This is a genomic window from Streptomyces sp. FH025 (genome assembly GCF_017427025.1).
Taxonomy (GTDB): domain Bacteria; phylum Actinomycetota; class Actinomycetes; order Streptomycetales; family Streptomycetaceae; genus Kitasatospora.
Window position 1 is genome coordinate 1 of the sequence record NZ_JAFLNG010000535.1, and the last position, 5,487, is coordinate 5,487.

Genomic DNA, 5,487 nt, shown 5'->3' on the forward strand with positions numbered 1-5,487 from the left:
GCGAGACACCCGCCGGAAGCAAGAGGGCCCTGTCCCACCGGTGCCCCTTCGGGCCGGTGGGAGAGCGCGTCTCAAGCGGCGACTGCCGGTCATCGCGGAGCGAAGAGCGGTTCGGACTCGGGCGGCACCTACGGCTGGAACCGGCAGTCGGTTGATTGCGGCCTTGCGCCCGGCGTCGCCACCCCAAACTCAGTGGATCGGGCGGATCATCGCGGTCAGCCGGGGCGAGTCCGGAGAGGGCTGTTGCGCGTTGAACGCCTGGTAGCCCCACGTCTCGTAGAGCCGCTGAACCTTGCCGTCCCCGGCGAGCGGGTTGACCAGGAGGGTGACACGGCCCTCAAGGCGGCGGCGCAGCAGCTCGTCGTGGATCCGGCGGGCGGCACCCGTGCCCCGCCATGGGCTTCGGACGCCGATTTCCTTGATGGCCAGAGCCGGGGCCTCGGTGTAGCCCTCCGGAAGGGGCTCGGTCATGCGCTTCCAGTAGCGGTCGCCCGCCTCGATCGTGTTGCCGTAGGCGTAACCGACCGGTACCTCGCCGTCGTAGCCGAGGACGAGTTCGAAGCCAGGCTCGGTGGCATGCCGGTCGAGGCGTTCGGCGAACGTCGACGCGGTAGTTCGGCAGGTGCAGCAGTGGTGCCCGCACGTCGGTGTACACATCCAGCAGGTCCTGCCGGACCTCGGGGCGCAGGGTGGTGTGGTGGCGGAGTTCGACGGTCACGCGGTGGTCCTCCAGGTGTTGTGAGCGTACGCCGTCCAAGTGCGGTCCGGGCCGCTGCCGCCGGCCGGCTCGTACAGCGAGGTGCCGAAGGCGGCCAGCATCCGGGTGACGCGGATGAACCCGGAACGCCGCAGCTCCGCACTGAGCTCCCTCTGGATCATCGTCTACCTCGGCAGCTCCGCCCCCATCATCGCCGTCAGCGCCCTCGTCCAGCCCTACGGCCTTCTCCCCGCCGTCAGCGGCTTCGCCGCCCTCGCCGTCGCCCGCAAGCCCGAGCCAACGGCCTGACCCCCACGACCAACGCCACTGCCCGGGACTCCCACAGAAGTCCCGGGCAGCGGCGTTTGCATGGGCCTACTCAGCCCAGGGGTTCCACCGCTTGGAATCGATCTCGAAGTCGAACGGCTCGGGCAAGCGCACCGACTCACCGAACTCCCATTCGCCAAGCACCCGATAGCTGTCCGGCCCACCGAACAGTGTGATCCCCGGCTGCTGCGGGTCACGATCCACCAACAGGTAGTACGGCACACCAGCCCTCGCGTACCCGCGTCGCTTGGCACAGCGATCGTTGTGCGCACTGAAAGGCGCAGTCACCTCGGCAACCAGGCTGATGTCGGCCGGGCGAAGATACCGGTCCTTCGCCTCCGACATGATCGCCGATTCCACCTCCGAGGCCATGACCACGATGTCTGGAACATAACCGTCCCCGATCTTCGCAAGATCGAGGCCGACCGCCTGCACCGCCCGCCATCGGAAACACGACTTCGTGAACTCGGCACGGAACACCGCCTCTTGAATGTCCGAGCTGGTCGCAGCATGGCCGAAACTCGGGTACGGCGTCACCATGAACTCCCCACCGATCACCTCGACCCGCAAGACCTCAGGCAGTCCCAGGTGATCGTCGAGCTCGCCCCGAGCCCACAGCGCATACGGCGATTCGGGCAAGACCCATCGCCCGGACGCAACAACAGAAGACATGCTCCCCAACTTGGCCGCCCGCCGGCAGATCGACCACTGCTACACAAGCCTTTTCCCTGTAGGAGCGGTTTGCGTGGCAGCAGATTGACGAAAGGAACCTTCCGCTATGCCGAGCTCCGTCCAGGTGTTGGAGGCCGACGCACTGCGCCTGGTTGAAACGGCCGCCCCGCAGCTCGCCCCGGAGCACCGGGCCGCCATGGACAGAATGTGGACGGCCATGACGCAGGCCAACCCCGACCTCTTCGACGGCCCAGCGGTGTTGTGCACGGGCGTCGAGCACGACGGCCGAACCCTCGTGCTGTCCTGGGCCCCCGCCACCTACCGGTGGTTCGCGCTACGCCGCGTGCCGGATGCACCCACGGTGTCATCCATGTTCGTGACCGTAGCGCAGCCGACCGACGACGGCGTCCTGATCGTGGGGCGCATGTCCGCCACCACGGCGGCCCCGGGCCGGTGGCAGCCCCCGGGCGGCAACCTGGAGCCGCCCACCGCAGGCCAGCCGCTCGACGAGTACGAGCTGCGCCGCCAGGCCTGCAAGGAACTCGCCGAGGAGATCGGCGCGAGCGTGGCACCCGAGGATCTGACGCTGTGGACGGTCACCCGCGGCAAGCAGGGCAACATCGGCGTGCACTACCAGGCGCCGCCGCTGCCTGCGGAGATCCTGCTCCAGCAGTTCGAAGCACTGACCGAGTCGGAAGCAGCAAACGGACGCACCCCGGAATTCGAGCGGATCACCACCGTCGACCACACCGGCACCGAAGGGCTGGAGGGCCCGCACGCGGACTACCTGAAAACCCTCCTCACCCGGCACAGTCTTCGAACCGCCGGGAGGTCAGATGAGTGACCTCAGCCACGGCCCCGTGTGGGTCGTCGAACTGTCCCTAAACTCTTCTCCTCCGCCCTGGCCACCAGCAACGGAACCGTGTCTGCGGTGTCAGCGATCAACTCCCATACGCTCCGCGAGGAATAGTGCGAGCGGTCCTCCCTGTAGGAGGAATCGACCATCCATCGCAGCGGCAAGGGCACCGGCCATCGGCCACCACATCAGCTTGAACCCTTCCTCGCCCACCGCAAGTTGTTGCGGCCCGATCGCCAGTCCTCTGGCTTCGTACAGGTGGACGCGGGCGGTCGTGGCAAGCGTGATCGCGAAGGATCCAAGAGGGCGCCAGTGCTCGGCTGTGATTCCGGCTTCCTCGCGCAGCTCCCGCCTGGCGCAGTCCTCCAGAGTCTCGCCGTCTTCCTGTCGACCTCCGGGGAGGAAAAGGTACTCGCCTTCATGGAGCGGGAACCAGGCACTCAGCAGCGCGACGAGGCCGTGGTCGTCGCGGGCGACGACCACGCATGCGTCTCGGGCTGGCGTCCGGGTGTCGTTGGCCATGAGGCGGAGCGTAGATGGGTCTACCGCACGGTGCAGGCGAACGGAACGTGTCACTGTCGGGTGGATGATCCCGCGGCTGTGGTATCCGTCTTCTACTAAGGCACCCTCTGGCTCAACGTCGCCGTTCAGCCGAGTGGATCGTCCTCGCGGCCTACTGCAGAAGGGGGGTGATCACCGAAGGCCCGGGGAAGTCGACGGCGAGGGCATCCATGATCAGTTCGTCGCAGACCTGGCCGAGCCAGTACCCGGCTTGGCGGAGGCTGCTGACGGCGCGGAAGCCGGCCTTCTCGTAGGCCCGGACGGCTGCCTCGTTGGGGGCGAGGACCTTGAGCCAGATCATCCGCAGGTTGGTGATGTGGAAGCCGTAGTCGAGGACGAGGCGGGTCGCGGCGGTACCCGTGCCCTTTCCGCGGGACTCGGGGGCGAGCATGATCACGTACTCGGCGGTGCGGACGGACGGATCGGGCAGCAGTGCGGCAACGCCGACCGGGGCGGGCTCCTCGCCGACGAGGTCGTAGACGGTGAAACGGATGTTGTCGCCGCGCAGTTGGGCGGTCATGCCTTCGCTGCGGGCCTCCAGCGATTCGGGTTGCTGGCGGCCGTAGCCGACGAGGAGGGCCGGGTCCTGCTCCCAGCGCTAGTACGCCTCAACCAGATCGGCGCGGTACGGGCCGAGGCCGCAGGTGTTGTCGCGGACCCAGATGATCGGGTTAGGGCTGGTGGCGATGGCGGGCTCCGAGGGTGAGGACGGGCGTGTAGGCGAGAGTGGACGGCAACTCGACAACGGTGCCGCCGTCCTCAGTCTGCACCCAGGCGTGCAGGCGGATCGGGCCTGCGGCGACTCCATGGCACCAGGTGAGGCTGGGGCGATGGGCGGCCAGCAGCAGCACGACGGCGGATTCCTCCAGGCAGGCGGTTCAGGCCGGGTAGTGCCAGGCCGCGCGGCGGACGGCGGCGGTCGTATGGCTGAAGGTGCTGCACGACCACGGTGGGGCACCCTTCGGCACTGGCCTGGAGAGCGGCACCGGCCACCTGGGAATGAGCGAGCAGGTGGGGGTGCCGCCGATCGCGGAGCCGAAGCAGCCCCCGATTCGTGAGGGCTCTCGCCCGGCCTGACAATGAGTCAACAGGTGTGCGCTCGCTGTGAACACGGTAGAGACACTCCGGATGCTTGAAACCCTTGAAACCTGACGCGAGGGCGGCAATGGCAGCACGCGAACGGACACCCAACGGCAAGCTCTCCGAACTGGTCGCCGAGTGCCGATGGGCGAGCAACGGCGAGTTCGCCCGCGCGGTCAACCGGGCCGGGAACGAGGCCGGTTACAAGCTGAGGTATGACGAGTCCGCCGTCTCACACTGGCTCTCGGGCACCCGCCCCATGACCAAGTACCAGAAGGTGGTCCTGGAGACGCTGACCCGCCGCCTGCGTCGGCCCGTCACCGCGTTCGAGGCGGGCTTCGCCGACGAGCCTGACGTTCGGGCCCAGTCCGGGGATACGGTGGCTGGACTGATCGACCTCGGGAGCATGGACATGGACCCATCGCGCAGGGGCGTACTCGGAGCGGGCCTGTACTCGGTTGCCCTCACCATTCCCGGCTGGCCGGACGTCGTCGGGCGGTTCGAGCGGCTGAAGGCCGACCCGCACACCAGGATCGGCATGGCCGAGGTCGAGGCCGTGATCGCCATGACCGAGCGCATCAGCGAGCTGGACGACCAGTTCGGCGGCCGGACCGCCCGCCCGATGGCCGCCGCGTTCATGGTCAACAACATCGCGCCGCACCTGAAGGCCACCGCCGCCGACGAGGTGCGCAAGGCGATGCTCTCGGCCGCCGGCGACCACCTCTACCTGACCGGCTACATGGCCGTGGACGAACGCCTCGACCTACTCGGCCAGGCCTACTACACCAAGGCCCTGGAGCTCGCCCTCGCCCAGACCGGCGACCGAACCGGAGCGCTCGCCAAGCTCCACGAAGCCGAAGTCGCCTTGGAACAGGCCGAGTCCAAGGCCAAGGCCCACGGCTCCTACGACCCCGCCTCGCTCTCGTACCACGTCGCCCAGGTCAACTACGAACTCGGCGACCGCGAAGGAGCGATCCGCGCACTCCAGCACTCCGAGAAGGTCCGGCCCACGGTGTACCGGCGGGCCCGCGTCCGCCACCGGACAATGCTCGCCGAATGGCAACTCGAAGCCGGCCGACTGGAGGAGGCCGTCCAGAACTGGCACCTCGCCCTGGACGACTTCCCCCACGTCCAGTCCGGCAGGGCCGACGACCGCTTCCGCACCATGCTCTCCGCCACGCAACCGCACCACCGCAACCCCCACGTCCGCGAACTCCTCGAACGCGCGCGACAGATAGCGCCACATCCGGTCTGATCCGACCTGGCCCAATCCCTGCTGCCGGGCCCACCCGTC

6 protein-coding genes and 2 pseudogenes are annotated in these 5,487 nt (G+C 68.2%); 3 read left to right on the forward strand and 5 right to left on the reverse strand.

Translation table 11 applies throughout. The annotated features are described in order from the left end of the window. Positions 1 to 189: 189 nt before the first annotated feature. A pseudogene (locus tag J0670_RS28710) lies at positions 190 to 733 on the reverse strand (GNAT family N-acetyltransferase). Positions 734 to 757: 24 nt separating this feature from the next. Here J0670_RS28710 and J0670_RS28715 point away from each other — a divergent pair. Continuing rightward, positions 758 to 1,006 (forward strand): hypothetical protein, encoded by a 249-nt coding sequence (locus J0670_RS28715; RefSeq protein WP_207814605.1) that lies wholly within the window; start codon positions 758 to 760, stop codon positions 1,004 to 1,006. A 66-nt stretch (positions 1,007 to 1,072) separates the two neighbouring features. On the opposite strand, the gene J0670_RS28720 is transcribed toward J0670_RS28715, so the two are convergent. Further along, positions 1,073 to 1,696 carry a Uma2 family endonuclease gene (locus J0670_RS28720; protein ID WP_207814606.1) on the reverse strand — a complete coding sequence of 208 codons (624 nt, stop codon included), beginning with the start codon at positions 1,694 to 1,696 and terminating at the stop codon, positions 1,073 to 1,075. Between the two features lie 106 nt (positions 1,697 to 1,802). Between J0670_RS28720 and J0670_RS28725 the strand changes: the two genes are divergently transcribed. Beyond that, the gene (locus J0670_RS28725) at positions 1,803 to 2,540 is read left to right on the forward strand and encodes an NUDIX domain-containing protein (RefSeq protein WP_207814607.1); all 738 of its coding nucleotides are present in this window, start codon (positions 1,803 to 1,805) and stop codon (positions 2,538 to 2,540) included. A gap of 90 nt (positions 2,541 to 2,630) precedes the next feature. Here J0670_RS28725 and J0670_RS28730 read toward each other — a convergent pair whose 3' ends face one another. The 3 genes and pseudogenes from J0670_RS28730 to J0670_RS39595 all read right to left on the reverse strand — a co-directional run bounded on the left by J0670_RS28730 (position 2,631) and on the right by J0670_RS39595 (position 3,982). Further along, entirely contained in the window at positions 2,631 to 3,074 is a 444-nt protein-coding gene (locus J0670_RS28730) for an NUDIX hydrolase (protein ID WP_207814608.1), read from the reverse strand. 151 nt (positions 3,075 to 3,225) lie between these two features. Then, a pseudogene (locus tag J0670_RS39590) lies at positions 3,226 to 3,696 on the reverse strand (GNAT family N-acetyltransferase); the annotation flags it as partial. A gap of 88 nt (positions 3,697 to 3,784) precedes the next feature. Beyond that, the gene (locus tag J0670_RS39595) at positions 3,785 to 3,982 is read right to left on the reverse strand and encodes a lasso peptide biosynthesis B2 protein (protein ID WP_279383085.1); all 198 of its coding nucleotides are present in this window, start codon (positions 3,980 to 3,982) and stop codon (positions 3,785 to 3,787) included. A gap of 296 nt (positions 3,983 to 4,278) precedes the next feature. Between J0670_RS39595 and J0670_RS28745 the strand changes: the two genes are divergently transcribed. Next, positions 4,279 to 5,448, forward strand: a complete 1,170-nt coding sequence (locus J0670_RS28745) for a lipopolysaccharide assembly protein LapB (protein WP_207814609.1) — start codon at positions 4,279 to 4,281, stop codon at positions 5,446 to 5,448. The last annotated feature ends 39 nt before the right edge of the window (positions 5,449 to 5,487 follow it).